The organism is Marinobacter zhejiangensis (genome assembly GCF_900114775.1).
Taxonomy (GTDB): Bacteria; Pseudomonadota; Gammaproteobacteria; order Pseudomonadales; family Oleiphilaceae; genus Marinobacter; species Marinobacter zhejiangensis.
In genome coordinates, this window is record NZ_FOUE01000001.1 from 396,101 (window position 1) to 411,313 (window position 15,213).

9 protein-coding genes are annotated in these 15,213 nt (G+C 59.8%); all 9 read right to left on the minus strand.

Annotation, left to right across the window (positions count from 1 at the left end):
- Positions 1-9 precede the first annotated feature (9 nt).
- Positions 10-1,020, minus strand: a complete 1,011-nt coding sequence (locus BMZ67_RS01765) for a hypothetical protein (protein WP_092020197.1) — start codon at positions 1,018-1,020, stop codon at positions 10-12.
- Between the two features lie 10 nt (positions 1,021-1,030).
- Positions 1,031-4,720: a hypothetical protein gene (locus tag BMZ67_RS01770; protein WP_092020198.1), complete on the minus strand. Its 3,690-nt coding sequence runs from the start codon at positions 4,718-4,720 to the stop codon at positions 1,031-1,033.
- On the minus strand, positions 4,717-5,337 hold the full coding sequence (locus BMZ67_RS01775; RefSeq protein WP_092020199.1) for a DUF4123 domain-containing protein: 621 nt from the start codon (positions 5,335-5,337) through the stop codon (positions 4,717-4,719). The genes BMZ67_RS01770 and BMZ67_RS01775 overlap by 4 nt, the downstream gene beginning before the upstream one ends.
- A complete protein-coding gene (locus BMZ67_RS01780; RefSeq protein ID WP_092020200.1) occupies positions 5,337-7,442 on the minus strand; it encodes a type VI secretion system Vgr family protein in 2,106 nt (701 codons plus the stop codon). The genes BMZ67_RS01775 and BMZ67_RS01780 overlap by 1 nt, the downstream gene beginning before the upstream one ends.
- A 61-nt stretch (positions 7,443-7,503) precedes the next feature.
- Positions 7,504-7,791, minus strand: a complete 288-nt coding sequence (locus tag BMZ67_RS01785) for a type VI secretion system PAAR protein (protein WP_092020201.1) — start codon at positions 7,789-7,791, stop codon at positions 7,504-7,506.
- A 68-nt stretch (positions 7,792-7,859) separates the two neighbouring features.
- On the minus strand, positions 7,860-11,450 hold the full coding sequence (gene tssM / locus BMZ67_RS01790) for a type VI secretion system membrane subunit TssM (RefSeq protein ID WP_092020202.1): 3,591 nt from the start codon (positions 11,448-11,450) through the stop codon (positions 7,860-7,862).
- A gap of 55 nt (positions 11,451-11,505) precedes the next feature.
- Positions 11,506-12,945 carry a type VI secretion system protein TssA gene (gene tssA, locus BMZ67_RS01795; protein WP_092020203.1) on the minus strand — a complete coding sequence of 480 codons (1,440 nt, stop codon included), beginning with the start codon at positions 12,943-12,945 and terminating at the stop codon, positions 11,506-11,508.
- 16 nt (positions 12,946-12,961) lie between these two features.
- Positions 12,962-13,618, minus strand: coding sequence for a type VI secretion system-associated protein VasI (gene vasI / locus BMZ67_RS01800; RefSeq protein ID WP_092020204.1), 657 nt, complete (start codon positions 13,616-13,618; stop codon positions 12,962-12,964).
- Positions 13,618-15,204, minus strand: a complete 1,587-nt coding sequence (locus BMZ67_RS01805; protein ID WP_092020888.1) for a sigma-54-dependent Fis family transcriptional regulator — start codon at positions 15,202-15,204, stop codon at positions 13,618-13,620. The genes vasI and BMZ67_RS01805 overlap by 1 nt, the downstream gene beginning before the upstream one ends.
- Positions 15,205-15,213: the final 9 nt, after the last annotated feature.

The window sequence follows — 15,213 nt, forward strand, 5'->3', positions numbered from 1 at the left end:
CCTACTTAGTCACGCTAACATGGCCCCTTGAGGCCCATCGGGTAACGGCAAACCACGACCCTGAATGTGGGCATCCAGGATACAGGAATGGTAGCTGTGCTCGTTGAAGTCAGCATGCTGCAGCCGCTGCTGGTAATCGCTTTCGTACTCGCCGCGCCATTGATCGTTGCTCATGTTGCGCCAGAAAAACGGATCCCGACCGCTTTCACGATCCGCAGCCTCAGTAACCGGGTCGCGCTGTCGAAAAGGTTCAAAAATGGGAACGTCCGGCAGAGGGCCGCTTACATCCATGTACTGTTGGATCATGCTCCAATAGGCATTGATATCCTTAGGATTCATGGCATCGGTCACCAGCCCCTTCATCCACAACTGGGTGTTGCTGTAGCGGTGCTGCAACAATAGGTTGTAATAACGCCCCCCACGACCAGATGGGGTGTGTATGCGGTAGGCATCGAACTCAATGAATGGGGCTTCGAACATGCCGTGTTTCAGTTTGATTCGGACCAGGCCTTCCCGACGGTAGAGGCCGGTTGGGTCGGAACGTAGGCGTTTTTCATTGAGGGAGGCTAGGAAAAGGCGACCATACTTGCCACCAAAGAAACAACCAAAGAGAACAGCGTAGAACCACTTCAACGCGTCAATTAGATTTATAAAATCCTTTAAGGAAGGGTTATCAGATAGTATCGCGAAAACTAAAATCAACACTCCAAAAGCTGATATCGCAAGACCTAGAGCAGCCATAAGGTACAGCATATACAATGCGCTCTGTAACCGAATAAAGAAGCCCCGACTGATAGTGAAAACGGCTTCTCCCCACGGAAAGCCGTCCTCGGCATCCTGCTCTTCCTTGAACAAACATGCATAAGCCAATTGGGCCTTCATGGTGTTAGGTACAACCGGGCTCTGGTAGTGCCCCCAAGGCAAACGCTGGAAGGCTCGGTCCATCTTGGGGTGTCCCCCTGGCGGCAGGGTGGGTATATGGCTAGAGCGGTAGGCGTCGATACTGTATAAATTTGTCATTTTCCTATCCTTAGATTTCCAACCACCTTACCGCATTCCCCCGGAATTCTGGCTCCGGCGCCCTCTCTTTCAATGGTTCATCTAATTCTGTCACGGGCAGAAGACCACCGTTATTCAGCACCATTTGGACATAGCCTGTGTAGCTCCTGAAACCAATGGATCTGCGTCCCATCATGACCGCCTGCCTCTTAGGAAAGTGGAAACGAAGGGAAAAATTCTTGGCATCGTAATAGACATAGTCTGGATCTATTTTCGCTTTGCTGTTGCGGGTTCGGTGTGGATGGTGCCAGAAATGTGCCCTGAATTGTTCTTGGGGGTTTCCCATAAGGATGAAAGCGGCAGAGTCCACAGCCAGCACATGACCATCCTGCCGGTTGTTACTGCTCATCCAGGCCTTTTCTTCCTCGGAAAGCAAACCTGCCGCCTCAAAGTGGGACAGGTCGCGGTTCAAACCCTTGACCGGGAACAGAGCACCCACCAGGAACTGGAACGCATCGCCTGGGTTGTCGTGCAGGTGCAGGTATTCCGCCGCAGGTTCCGGCGAACCAAATGGACCATTCTTGATCCAGGTCTCAAGGTCATCGTCCGTCGCAAATACTGCCCAAAACAGCCCACCCAAAGCCACGAGTACAGCAATGAAAGCCACCACCGGTGCCATGGATGCAGCTAGGCCTAACCACGGTGTGACCACCTGGGAAAACGTGAACACTAGAAATCCGGTCGCGGCCACAAAGTACCCTGCCGCTGCATCATGATCGCTGGCCCTGAGCCGGTCGATGCCGTTCCAGACGGCCAGCACCACTTCCAGAAGCGCACCGAACCGGCCTGCGATTTTCGCCAAGGAGATCCACCGTTCTGCGAGCACAGCCCTCACCAAGCTTTTGGTCGCAGGGTTACCTATCTTTTCTACGTCCAGAATCACATCGGTAAGCCAAGCTAATTTCGTTTTCTGCTGAAGATTATAGGCTTCGGTAATATGGCCAAGCCAATACATCAGATTGCTGACACCATATGTGAGATTTGTCAGTGACTTAACTGCTTGCCCAAAGTTATTTTTGTCGGCATCTTTCAGGGCCTCAATTGCACCCACCGTATTCCAAGTAAACAATGCCAACATTCCTGGCGGTGCATAGCGCATCAAGGCTCCTGACGCCTTTGCTCTAAATCCGCGGGACAGTTTTGCAGCAGGACTTCCCGACTTCACCAAGAACAATTCCGCCTCGAACTTCCCAGGCGGAATCTCTGGAACGGGGCCAGAAAGAGGCGCAGCATTTGCCACCAGTCGCATATTGGAGCGCCGGATCAGGCTGAAGTCCGTTTGCATGCTAGAAAGCTGACTGACACTTCCGCTACCGGTCGACCGTAACGCCGTATCAATGGTTTCGTCGGCAAAGCGGGCGATTCCTGTACTCTGGGTACCAAACCGCATCCCTAGTATTTCCAGGTCTGAACTTGCTATCGCTGTAGCCAAACCACGGGGCCTGAATACCAAGTCGTGCATGAAGGGGTTACCCACTTTGATCAAGCTGGCAGGCATTTCCAGTAGATGGGCAGACTTCATCAAGTCCCCGGAAGTCAGCGACTGAAGCACGACACGTTGAAACGTATCGTAGAGTTCGCTAATAACGTCAGCCACCAACTGTCCAAGCGTTGTATAGGATGCCTGGGTCCACTGCATCAGTTCGGAGTCACCCAGGCGCGCGATATTTCTGACGATGTACTGTTTTTCCTCCTTGCTCACCTCGTACTGTGTCCTTAGGGCCTCAGGAATCTCCGAGGCTTCTAGCGACGAATGGGACAGATGATATAAAAGAGCAGGGCGTAGCTTGCCGGAGCCATCATTGGCTACCTCAGGAAGGGGCTCTGTCAGCTCCCTGTCCAAGGGGATTGGGCAATCATCATTCTTCAGATACTTACAGAGCCCGACCTTGCTCTCGGCAAGCCCGGTGATGAACCTACTTCCAATCTGATCTCTATAGGCCTCGTATTCCCTGGTGGCTTTTCCAGCAAGCGAGTCGAACGTGAATGCCGACGCATCCAGGTTTGTCATGACGAGATTCAACGTCGCGAATGCCGTCAGGTAGTCAACGTCGTTAAGTGAAAACAGGTCATTGAAGGAGTAGAAGGCGCCTGATTGTAACAACCGGACTCTCCGTTCCTGCAGTTCATAGTACGCCCTGCGACAGGCTTCCCGGTCTCCCTTTCGAAGGGCTTGGTCGAGCAACTCCATATTCACATCACTGCAGTAGTCGTCGAACGGCCCACGCTCCCAAGATTTCTTATCGAACAGTGACGCATGCAGTAGCATTGCACTTTTGAAGTGTGGGTGTTCCTGAGTCGAGTCCACGATCGCGGACATAAGGTGCAACTGCATGCTGGACTGATTGGTCAGCCAGGCAAGTTCATATAGGTCATCACGCAGGGGAACAGCAGCAATAGCTCGTTCCCGAATCGGGGCCAACTGGTCACTGTCTTCGGGCGCGGGCCGCAAACGTTTGTAAACGGTATCCAAAAGCGTCCGCCGGGCTTGCTCGGCATTATCCGTCCTATCCGACGAGAATATGTTTGACTGATTGCTCCCGCCGGTGCGATCTGTCCACTCCTTACCCAAGGTATCGTCGATCAAGGTGAATAGACCCTGCACGAAATCCGCTACTTCATTCGCTTTGCACACATGCCCTTCCAGGCGTTCCAGCTCTGTCTTCAAGCTGTGCAGGATGCAGTCACCGTCGGACTGAAGACCGTTACCATCCAGCGCTTGTGTCACCAAGAACGGATCGGACGCATCGAACTCCTGAGCCAGGTTTCGTTGACGTGATGGCGATAGTTTAGCCGCTGGAATCCAATCGCTGTTGCCCAGCGAATCAGCTCCAAACCGCTCCGGAAAGCGATAGCTCTTTAGCCTGGAAAGGTCTTCGCATCGACCACCGCGTTTTTCAAGTGCTTCATTCTCAAGCTCTCTATCCTTGCCATAAGCCGGAATTCCGGTTAAAGCCCGGAACTCATCCGGTAGTTTGATCACGTCCCTACCGGACTCGAGGGACTCTATATATTCCCAACTCCACTGTTGCTCTGACCAAGCAAGTTCGACATCATCAATGGTCCATTTTGTGCCCGCAATTTCCTCAAAGCGCGCCGGCACCCAAAGCGTATCCACCACCACCCCGGCTGCCTCGCGCCTGCTCAGGCCCGAATGGGCGTTGTCCCTGGCCAGGTGACGCCAATGAGCCAAGTCGATATCCTGCAGCTTGCCATTTTCATCCGTCTTGAGTTCCCGCCACAAAACCCCCTTCCAAAAAACATACAAATAGCCGGGACGCAAGAGTGCATGTCCGGGTTCTGTTTGCACCCTGGGCAAACGGGCAAGTGGATAGACAGGAAACAGAAGGTTGGGCTGAATGCGAGGCGATTGTCGGGTAGCACGCGGTGCATCCTGCAAGGGAAAGCGTAGGGGCTCGCCCTGCAAGCGATCAACGGTCAGTGTCAAGGTATGGCGTAGTCCATCCCCAGGGCTGACAGCATAGTCGCACTGATAGAGCTGATGGTTTTCCTTTTGCTCCATGGTCAGCTGACTAACAAGCTCACCGTCCTTTTCCAGAACCAGCCCATAGCCTTCATGAATGTTAGCTCCTGCCACTTCTACATAGAGCTTATCGGGTTCTTTACATGGTGAACCGGCTGAAATGCATGATTCCGTCACTGTTGACTCTCCTTCCATGTCCGCTTGGCGACGATTCCTTCGTAGATTGCGTCCTGTTTTTCCCGATCCAGGGTCAGCCATCCGGGTTCCAACGAAAGCCCTTCCGTTGGGTTATACCCCCTGTTTTCACTTTCCTCGAAGCGGTTCCCCCGAACCCACAGCCACTTATTGATTGGGCCATGGAGCTTACCCCTGTCGGATTCGCTCAACGCAGAATATAGCGAACTCATAATCCAGGAATCGTGAAACCGAAAAATGGCTTCTCCCCCCTTTTCGACGCCAACCGAGCTCAATGTTTGGAGGTGCTCCGCCACGCATTCCATGCTCTGATTCGTGGCCAGATATGAACTAGAGAGACCAGGAAAAAGGGTCACCCACTTCACGTGCCAGTCCTGAGGCTCTTCCAGCTTCAACAAAATCGGGCTGACTTTGGTCAGAGCCGCATACTCAGCAGTTTGATAAACAGGTATCCATTCCGGCACTGAGATGTATCTGTATATGAGCTCTCGAGTGTCATAACTTGGATGTGCGCCTTCGAGAACGGCGAACCATTGCAATTTTCGATCAAACACAATGCCTTCATCAGCTCGTAGCTCAGAGCCTTCTAATCTGATCATTAGGCCGTTCCCCTACACGGGCAATCTTCAAGAGGGCAGCTACCATCGGGCTGCTCCATGCACTTGTCGACTAAAGCCAAATCCTCTACTGCAGCCAACTCCAGCAGTGCAATGGTTTCATCCGGTTTTCCAATCGGGCGTACTGGCATATTCGCCAAGGCCACCGGCACCACCGCCCCGCCATTAACATCCACCAACCCCGGCATTCCCGGCATCTGTACCCCCTGCCCCGACCCACTCCCCGGCGAACCACCGCCGTTGAGTTTGATCGCTGGGCCGCTGAGGGCGACGCCGCTGGGGTCGATTTTGACGAAGCTGCCACCGGCTTTGAGGGTGATTTCGGCGCCGGCTTCGATGACGGCTTTCTGGCCGACCTTGATATGGAGTTCGGTGCCGGAGTCGGTGAGCCAGGCGGTGCCGGCTTTTAGATGAAGAGTGCCGGTGACGTTGAAACTGTGATCCTGGCCGACCTGTTCGCGGCGTTCGCCGTCTATGGTCAGGTGGTCACTGGCTTTGATGTGGCTGATCCGTTCGTTCTCCACCGTCAGGTGGCTGTCGTGTTTGATGACTTCGGTGCGGTCGTTTTCGGTGAGCAGGTCCAGGTCTTTCTGGGCGTGGAGGTAGATTTGCTCCTGATTGGCTTCGTCTTCAAACCGCAGCTCGTTGCTGCCCTCGCCCTTGTGGGTCTGGGTTTTCAGCACCGTTCGGGTTTTGTGTTCCGGCAGTGCGTAGGGCGGCGTGTTGGTGGCGTGGTAGGTGCGACCGGTGATGATGGGTTGGTCCGGGTCACCGTCGAGGAAGCTGACGATGACTTCGTGGCCGATCCGTGGCAGTGCCATAAAGCCGTACTGGCCACCGGCCCAACCCTGGCTGACTCGGAGCCAGGCACTTGAGTGTTCGTCGTTGCCTGAATAGCGGTCCCAGGGGAAACGCACTTTCACCCGGCCGTGTTCGTCGCAGTGGATTTCTTCCCCGGCCGGGCCGGTGACGATGGCGATCTGGGGGCCGTCCATCAGCGGTCGGTGGCTGGCTTGTGGCCGCCAGGTGCGATCCGCCGGGATGGCCTTGAATTCGTTGTGGTAGGTGGTGGGCTCGCTCCCGCCCTCTTCTTCCAGGGCCTGGGGTTGGCGGCCGGTATGCTCGACCCCGGTGATCAGCCAGTCGCGGTTGAGGTTGTCCTGGCTGTGGCCGGTCAGCGGCAGCTTGGTGCCCGCAGCGACGTCGGGGCGGTTGCTCTTGCCGCTGGCCACGCTGGCGTTGTTACGCAGGGCGTCCAGTTTGGCCTGGGTGAAGGCGGTGCCGCTGGCATCGGCCTTGAAGCGGCCCGGGTAGTCGTAATGTTGGTAATCGTCGCGCTGGCCATCCAGATTGGTGGCAGCACGTTCGTGCATCAGGGCGTAGGCGGGGTTCTGGAAGGTGTAGTCCTTCATCGCCACCGAGGCGGCGCGAACCCGTCCCCGGTAGTTGAACGCAAAGACCGCCGGTTGCCGGCTGCTACCGCCGGCGGTGGCGTTGTAGGTGACCTCTGGCAGGGTGAGGGTGTCGCCGTGATGGTCTGAAATCGTCAGTGGCTGGTTATCGGACTCGATATCAAATCTATAGTGCCAGCCTTCCTCGGCGGCGAGGCGCTGGAGGAACGCCAGGTCGCTTTCCCGGTGCTGGACGCAGTATTCCCGTTCTGCGGGGGTGCGTTTGAGGTCGAAGACGGTATCGGCGATACCCCGCTCTTCCAGCAGGGTTTTCAGGATCTGGTCCGGGGTCTGGGTCTGGAAGATGCGGCTGTTGTGCATCAGCCCCAGCCGCCACAGCGGGGGTTCCACCACCACCTCGTAACGGGTACGGCGGTGGCCGCTGTCGCCGCGGGCGAATTCGGACACCACACCGGTGAAACGGCGCAGCAACTGGCCGTCCTGCCACACGGCCAGTTCGACCGGTTGTTCCAACACCTCGTTAACCGCAACGGCGGGGTCAAAGCTGGCCAGTTCCAACTTGCCATGGAATAGCTGGGACAGGGCTTCGGTAAATTCAAAGCCGACCACGGTGAACAGGTCAGCGGGAAGTTCGCCGACACGCACAGTGAATTGCAGTCCGGTTGCCTGGAGCATGTCTTCAGTCCTTGAAGAGTTTCTCAGGATGGGGACATTGAATGCTGTCCCCGGCCATAGGTCAGTTGCTGACGCCGCTGCCGCTGCCGATCAGCACGCCGCCACAGGTCACGGCATCGCCAGTCAGGGCAACGGGTTTGCCTTCAATCAACACGGTGGGGTTGCCTGCGGCCACAAATCGTGGGTGCGGTGGATGCTTGGGTTTGGAGTGGATCGCCAACGGATCCCCCTGACGGGCAATGGGCTTGCCATCCAGCAGCACGGTAGCACTGCCGGCAATCACCGGAGTTGGCGGGAAACCTTCGTGGTCGGTACCGATATCGCCCAGCAGGACAATGTTCCTGGCCATGGGATTACCTCCTTGTTAGCGGCAATGCCCCGACCGTCCTGGCCAGGGCATAAAACGTGCGCACTAGTTTAATACAGACTGCGGGGTATCCGGTACCCTGCAAGCAGCTGCTGTGTGAACGGGTTGGTATTGCTGGCGGCATGAAGCCGGTAGCGCATCTCGCCGTCATCCAGCTGGAACTTCACATCCACAGCGCTTGCGCTAACCCCGGTAATGTCGGCCCGATCCAGTAGCCGGAACAGGGCCCAGGGTCCGGTGGTCGACAGGCTGCGGGGTGAGCGGTTGAACGCCGTCGGTACCAGGGTGATGCGACTTTCCACACTGTCACGCAGGGTGTTCGGCCACACCAGCGGGATACTCTGACGGGGGCCGTGGCTGAATTCCACCAGCTGGCCATCAATGTTGACCACACTGCGGCGCTTGTTGGACGACAGGTTAACCGGCTCCATGGCGAACTCCACATCCAGGGTTCCGCTGCGAGTGAAGAACGCCTGACGAATCTGCTCCGCCTGCTCCAGCGCTGCCAATACATCCCGCCGGACCAGAGACGCTCGCCGCGACATCAGCACGTGTTCCGGGTGGTCTTCCAAAAACAGCTTGAGGTTGTCATTGTAGAAGCTGTTGAGCACACCATCCGGCCCGAAGAACCGCTCGAAGTCCTGTAACGCCGCGTCTCGGCCGGCTTCCGGGGTGAACGGATAGTGGCGTGCCAGGGTCTGCTGGAAGGGCTGATAGACATCCCGGTACCACTGCCGCTCCAGCTGGGCGACCGCCCGGTTCAACACCACCCGCCAGCTTTCCGTCGCGAGCTTCTCCAGCATTCGGTCCAGCGGGGCTGGCTGGTTATCCGCCAGCCGTTGCAGGGTGAAGATGGGGTCGGCGCCCTGCAGTCCCATTCGGGCCCGGGCCGCGGCCAAGGCGGCCTTGCCCTGATCCGGCGCTTCCTGGATACCCCGCAGGTAGATGTGCAGGCTGGTGAGTACCTCCATGATCTGGTCGAGGCCACTGGGCTGGTCGCCGTCCTTGTCCAGGAGTTCATTGAGGTCGGTGAACTGGCGTTCGATGCCCTGGGTCATGCGGTAGTGGGAGGATTGGGCCAGCACGGTATCCCTCAGTTCCCCACCCATCGCAGACTCAGGCATCAGCACGGTGTTCTGGCGAACCTGGGTCAACAACTGTCGCAAAGGCTGGTGACCACTGGTCAGACTTTCCAGTATCCGTACCCCATGGTTCAGGTCCTCAAACTGGTAGATGTCCAATCGGCTCAGGGCCAGACGCCAGGTGTCGGCGTATTGGCGAGCGTATTGGTCCTGAAGTTCAGCCAGCAGCTGTTCCTCGTCGGCGGTACTGAAGTCGATGTTATCCCGGCGCCCCAGCACCCAGGCATCGATCAGCGCCAGCTCCGTGGCCGCCCCTGACTCACGCAGGAAGAAGCGTTCCAGGCCATCGCGGGTCAGCATGCCGGGAATACGCAGCGGATCGACCTCGTCATCGATGTCATCCGGCAGAGGCCGGCCCACTTCGTCCAAGCGCGCAAACACCGCGCTGAACGCCGGACCAGATTCCCGGCCCAGGTTCATGGGGGTCTGGAACTGCTCCAGCGCATCCTGTTCCAGTGTCTGGTAGACACGGTCGGAGGTCGCCACCCGGCCGAGTTCATCCTGGGCCCATTGCACGCTGCTGCGGAATGGCGTCAGCGCCATGTCCGCCGCCCGGTCGCCGGCGGCAACCATGGCCGCCAGGTCGGTATACTGCAGGGCATAGTCGAGGTGACGACGAAGTCGCTGCTGGACACTGCGCTGGCCAGGGAATCGCTGCTGCCAGAAACCGTCCATATACCCCACCACAATGTCGGTACGTCGCCCACTGCCATCGTAGAGCATCCGCAAGACCCGCAAATGACGCAGGCGCTCGCTGCTGCTGTCCGGGGCCCGGCTCATCTCTTCACTGACCCCAAGCATCAGCGCCGGCATGAACTGGTACGCCAGCATATCCAGGTAAGAGGCTTCCACCGCCGGGCCAACCCGGCGGCCCTGGTACAACCCCATATCGGCCACCACCGGCCATTGCTCCCGGTAATCACCAAACGCCAGGGTGGCCTGCCGGAGCTGGTCCAGCGGGTCCAGCAGGTTACGACCGGTGGTGTCGGGCTCGTAACCTATCGGTTGCCAGTTTGCGAGGAACTGGCGGACATCCTGCTCCACTTTGGCTGCGGTTTCGGCGTTTTTGAGGAAGTAATGCTGCCAACCGGCGGTCATTCCGAGGCCTGCCGCCAGGGCAACCACGGCGGCCATGGCCACCCGGCGCCGGCGTTGGCGCACCACCCGCAGATTGTCACCAGCGAGCCCGGCTTCCGGATAGATGACTGACGGGAACAGTGCATCGGTAAAGTAGCTCTGGGACTGGCCACCGCGCTGGGCCGGCTGGATCGGGGCAGCCAGGCCGTAGCTGGCCGCCGCTGCCGAGATAAAGGCGTCTTCCGGCACCCCTTCCTGATACACCGAGGTAAAGAACGTGCCACGCACCAGGGCCGGGGTGGAAAACGCATCCGCGCACAGGGCATCTGTCAGGAACTGGGCCAACGCGGGCTGCAATCCCGCGACCTGGCGGGTGAAGGAGTAGGCCGCGCTGCGTTCCTCGCTGTCACGAATGGCCATCAGGACGTCCGGCAGACGGTCGTTCAGCTGCTCCACCATGTCCCGGTACTGCTCGTCAAACTGACTGAGCCACTCGTCCGGATCACGGCTGTCCACCCGGAAGGTAAACCCGAAGGGCTGCTGGCGCTCGTCCTTGCCGATGCCACGAAAATAGGCAGAAAAGCCATGGAGCAGGTCCATCTTGGTGAAGCTGATGTACACCGGCAACCGGGCCCCCAGCCGCTCCATCAGTTCCCGCAATCGGGTCCGCAACAAGACCGCCTGGGCCTTGCGTTGGTCCGGGGTGCTGACACTCAGACGAGCCAGGTCAACGGCAAGGACCACGCCATTCAGCGGGCGACGGGAGCGATTCTGCTCCAGCCACTGGATAAAGTGATGCCAGAGCCGCTCTTCCATCGCACCGCCAGCGCCATCACCACTGCCTTGGCTCAGCAGTTCGCCATCCGGGTCGATCAACACACCCTGGTCACCCACCCACCACTCAAAGCCCAGCGGGTTGCGTTCGCTACGGGTGTTACGGGTGACGTTGCTCAGGGTGTAGGTCTGCCCCGAGCGCTGGATCAGGCTGCTCTTACCCGCGTCCTCCAGGCCCATCACCAGGTACCACGGCAGCCGGTAAATGCCATGCCGGCCCGGCAGGTTGTCTTTCAGCGATTTGAGCTGGCGATCCAGCAACCGTTGCTGGCGTCGTTCGTACACCAGTACCGGGTCTTCCTGTTCCATTTTCTCCTCGGCCTGGGCCTTGTTGACCCGGCCCAGGCGCCGGGCGAGCACCGTGCCCCACACTAACACCAGTAGCAGGACCAGCCCCAGACTGACCAGCGCCCGCATCTGCCAGGCCGCCAGCGGGTATTCATGGTTGATCTCCCAGCGCGGCCCCAGCCACCAGGTCGCTACCAACAGTCCCAACACACCCAGTACCAGGGTGACCGGGGCCGCGTTCCTGAGGTAAGGCAGCAGCCAGCGGCCCACGAGTAATGCTTTTCTCCACATGGTTTCCATTCCGCTTTTTCCTATCGTCCGTCTCTGTGCAATTTCGTCTCTGCCCAATTCCGTACTACATCAACCGTTCCAGGCGAGCGATCAGCCCCGGTTCCCAGTCGTCCAGGGTCAGCGCCCGGGTCTGTTCCTGAAGGTCTCGTACCTGCTGGCGGGCCAGGGTTTTCATGCCGCTTTCACGAAGCAGCTCGGTACACATCAATCGCCAGTAAAAGCGGTCCCGGGGCTCCTTAGCGTCGGCCAGGCCGTCTTCCAGCCGCTGCATGGCCGGGCCAAGCCCGTCCCGGGGCAGCAGGTCCGCCGCCTGTTCATAAGCCTGCTGCCAGCCCGCCCCGCTGCTGCCGGATTTGGCCGGTGATGCCAATAGCCAGTCGGCCACCGCCTTGGGCAAAAACGGCGTACCGTCGTTAAATGTCAGCGCCTCCAGCTTGGGCAAGCGGTCGAGGAAACGACGCAACGCCAGGCGGATCGCCTCACTGCAGTCACCATGGCCGAGGGCATCCGCAACCTGCGCACTGAGCCAGTGGCCTTCCAGCCAGAATGGGCTTAATGACAGGCTCTGCTCGATTCGTTGCCAAAGCGCCAGGTCCGCCCCCTTGGCCAGGGCTTCGCGATAATCCGCCACCCGGTCGGCGCTCACCGCCGCCAGGTCGGTCTTGACGCCATCACGGCTGGGCGGCTCGGCACTGATGCCGTTCCAGATTGCGTAGCGGCGCAACTGGTATCCCAAGGTTTCCGTGGGGGACAATTCGGTCAGCAGATCTGCGACCTTGAGCAGGCTCTGGCGGGTCGCCCGCTCGTTGCCGGCATCCAGGGTCAGGTCGCCAAGGGACGGCGTTGCGGCGGCCACCGGGGCATCCTTAGCGGCCGCAGTGACCGCCGCCGGGGAGGATGCCGGGCCTGTTACCGTGGGTGCCGATGGTTGCTCACTCGGTGCCTCATTGGCCGCCGGTAAACGCTCGATCTGCCGCTTCAGGTCATACAAGCCGTCATCCGGCAGACCCTGTGCGGTGGCCTGGGCAATCAGGCGTTCCATCAGCGTCAGGCAATAGCTGCGGCCGTCCCCCAGGCCGGGATCGAAGCTGAGTTTTTCCACCTCCGCGCTGGCCCGCTGGAGAACCTGTCCGAACAACAGCTTGCGAGCCCGGGCGCCCTTGGCGGCGGGATAGGGCCAGGCCTCACTCCACCAACCATCCAATACCCGGTGCAACAGGTACAGGGACAGGGCATAGCGCTCGCCATTACCGCCCCGCTGCAGGCACAGCAGCAGGAACCCCAGCACCTTCAAGTCCTTGCTGCGGTCCGCCAGCAATTGCAGGGACTCCCGTTCGACCCGCCCCCAGTCGATACCGGTATGGGCCAGGGAGCCGATTTTCATGATCTCGTTTTCCAGGAACTCCAGCACCGGGTCCTCGCCCAATGCGCCTCCCAATGCCTGCTCCCCGATCAGCGGGTCGAGCACCTGGGTGACATAGGGATGTTGTTCTACTGCCTGCATGTGTCCGTCCTTCCCACTACCATCCACAATCCTGACGCAGCGGCTGCAACGCCTGCGACAAGCCACTCAGGTCAAAGACCAGGCCATCAATGCCGGCCGCATCGGATTCAATCCGGAACTGGTTGGCCCGTCCCAGCGCTTTGAGGGTATGGATGGCTGGCAGGCCGCGCCCGCCACTGACCGCATACCCACCGTCACGGACCCGCCAAAGCTGGCGTTCGCTCACCCCCTCCGCGACCAGGGTCAGTGCCACCCGTTCATCGTCGGACGGCCGGGGCAGCATCACCGCCAGCTCGGTGATGTTGTTGTGGCACTGGGCCAGTAACAGCGGACGCGGGGGCGTGACGCCAAGGGCTGCAATGGTGACCAGGTGACCCGCCACTGAGCCGGTATCGCGATACAGGGCTCCGGTTTCCGGTGTACGCCCCTGCTCCTGAGCAAAGGCTTCCCGCCAGCGGGGGGAACGCGGGACTTCCGGCGTTGCCACCTGCTGGATTGACACCGGTGTGTTGAACACCGCATCGAAACAGGCCAGCCGGACCAGGCGCTGGGGCTCATCGGTGCAGGCCAGGGCCGCCTCCAAGCGGTTCTGGTCCTCGGCCCAGGCCGGAACCGCCTGCAGGGCAAGACAAAGACCCAATGACGCCAGCCCAAGGCGCAGATTGATCACCATCACCCAGCCTCCGACACGTTGTACTTCTGGCACTTGTGCGCCAGGGTGCGCTTGGGTAGCCCCAGGCTCTCTGCGGCCTGGGCACGATTGCCGTTGTAGTGCCGCAAACGTTCAGCGATCACCGCCGCCTCAAACGCTTGGGAAGCCTCCCGCAGGTTGTCGATATCACGGGTTGGCGGCACCCCCGAGGCAACCGCCACGGCCGCCGCCTGGCCAGCCTCTTCATGCTCCGGCTCCACCACCGCCAGCGGGTCTAGCCAAAGTGTTTCGGGCTGGATATCGTCCCCGGCCGGGGTTTGCAGGCAGGCAAACTCAACGACGTTCCGCAACTCCCGGACATTGCCAGGGAACGGGTGACCCGCCAGGACTTGCAGAGCCTGACTGCTGATGCCCATGGGCCCCTGCCCTTCCCGTTGCTGGTACTGACGGATAAAGTGCCGGCACAGGGGTTCCAGGTCATCTGAACGCTCCCGCAACGGCGTCACAGTCAGTGGAACCTGGTTGAGCCGGTAAAACAGGTCCCGGCGGAACCCGCCATCGCGGATGCAGGCTTGCAACGGCTGGTGGGTGGCCGCCACCAGGCGGAAATCCGAGTGCTGCTCCTGCTGGGCACCCAGCGGCCTGAACTGCCGGGTTTCCAGTACCCGCAGCAACTTTGATTGCAGGCTCATCGGCATATCACCAATTTCATCGAGGAACAGGGTGCCCCCATCCGCCTGGGCCAGTAGCCCCTGTTTGGCCCGGTCCGCGCCCGAAAACGCGCCCTTGGTGTGGCCGAACAGCTCGTTTTCCAACAGCGAGTCCGGGATCGCCGCGCAGTTGACCACCACAAAGGGGCCGTCGGCCCGATTGGAAAACTGGTGCAGCCCCCTCGCCACCAGATCCTTGCCGCAACCGGTTTCCCCCTGGATCAGCACCGACAGCTGGCTGCCGGCAGCGCGGATGACCTGGGCCCGGAGGTCCGCCATAGCGACGGAGCCACCCACCAGGGTCGTGGCCAGCTGTTCGCTGCGACTACGGATGCTTTCACTGGAATGCAGCTGGTCGAGGGAGCGTTTCAGCAGACGCCGCTGCCAGACCTGGTCATTCCGTTGCAGTTCCGCCGCCCACTGGAACGCCAGCAGGGTCAGCACACCCTGGAACAAGGGCTGCGAGACAATGCCCGGCCACACTGTGGTCCGGTGGCACATCACCAGTATGCCGAGCACCTTGCCAGTCTCGGCGCATACCGGCTGCAGCCACAGGGAATCCGCATTGCCACTGGCCTCCAGCAGCGCCTGGAAGCCCGGGTGGTCAAGTCGGTAACCGGCCGCCCGCGACAGCTCCCGGGGCTGGCCCTGCTGCAGAACATGGGCAAACGGGTGGCTGAAATCCCGGCAATCAAAGGTCGCCTCAACCGCACTGACGGCGGCCAGGGCCTCGCAGCGCAGCGCCCGGCCGCTGTGTTCCAGTTCCAGCAGCCAGCAATGGTCCACCGCAAACAGCCGCTCTACCTGCGTGGTTGCTTCCCGGAACAGCGACGGCAGGTCGCCCTGGCGAATCAGCGCAACCGCCAGCTCAATACCGGTGTGCAGTTCCTTCTGCATCTGTCCCAT